At 67.4% G+C, this 629-nt stretch carries 1 protein-coding gene; it reads right to left on the reverse strand.

Translation table 11 applies throughout. The features are described from left to right. A partial coding sequence (locus A5659_RS19695) for an HNH endonuclease signature motif containing protein (RefSeq protein ID WP_156749284.1) occupies positions 1 to 629 on the reverse strand: 629 nt, incomplete at both ends.

Below are 629 nucleotides of genomic sequence, written 5' to 3' on the forward strand. Positions count from 1 at the left end.
GGGATCCATTCGGTGTCGCCGTTGGCGCGTTTTCGGGTGGTCCAGCCCTTCTCGAGGAGGCGGTGGTGGGGTCCGCAGGCCAGGGTGAGTTGGTCGATGTCGGTGCGCTCAGTCTTGACCCAGTCTTGGACGTGGTGGACTTCGCAGTAGTAGCCGGACACGTCGCAACCCGGATGTGAACATCCACGGTCCTTGGCGTGCAGGACGATTCGTTGGCCGGGTGAGGCCAGGCGCTTGGTGTGGTACAGGGCCAGCGATGTGCCTTTGTCGAAGATGGCGAGATAGTGGTGGGCGTGGCGGGCCAGGCGGATGACGTCGGACATGGGGAGCAGGGTGCCGGCGGCGGTGAGGGCGGTGCCGGTGCTGCGTTCGAGGTCCTCGAGTGTGGTGGTGAGGATGATGGAGGCCGGTAATCCGTTGTGTTGGCCGAGTTTTGCGCTGGCCAGCAGGGCGCGTAGGGCGGCGTTGAGGCCGTCGTGGTGGCGTTGGGCGGTGCTGCGGGTGTCGCGTTGCACCGCGTCTTGGGGCGGGGCGCTGTCGATGACCGGCTGCTCGTCGTCGGGGTTGCACATGCCGGGGGCGGCGAGTTTGGCCAGTACCGCCTCGAGGGTGGCGCGGGCTTCGGGCGT

Source organism: Mycobacterium sp. 1165196.3, assembly GCF_001673415.1.
Classification (GTDB): Bacteria; Actinomycetota; Actinomycetes; order Mycobacteriales; family Mycobacteriaceae; genus Mycobacterium; species Mycobacterium europaeum_A.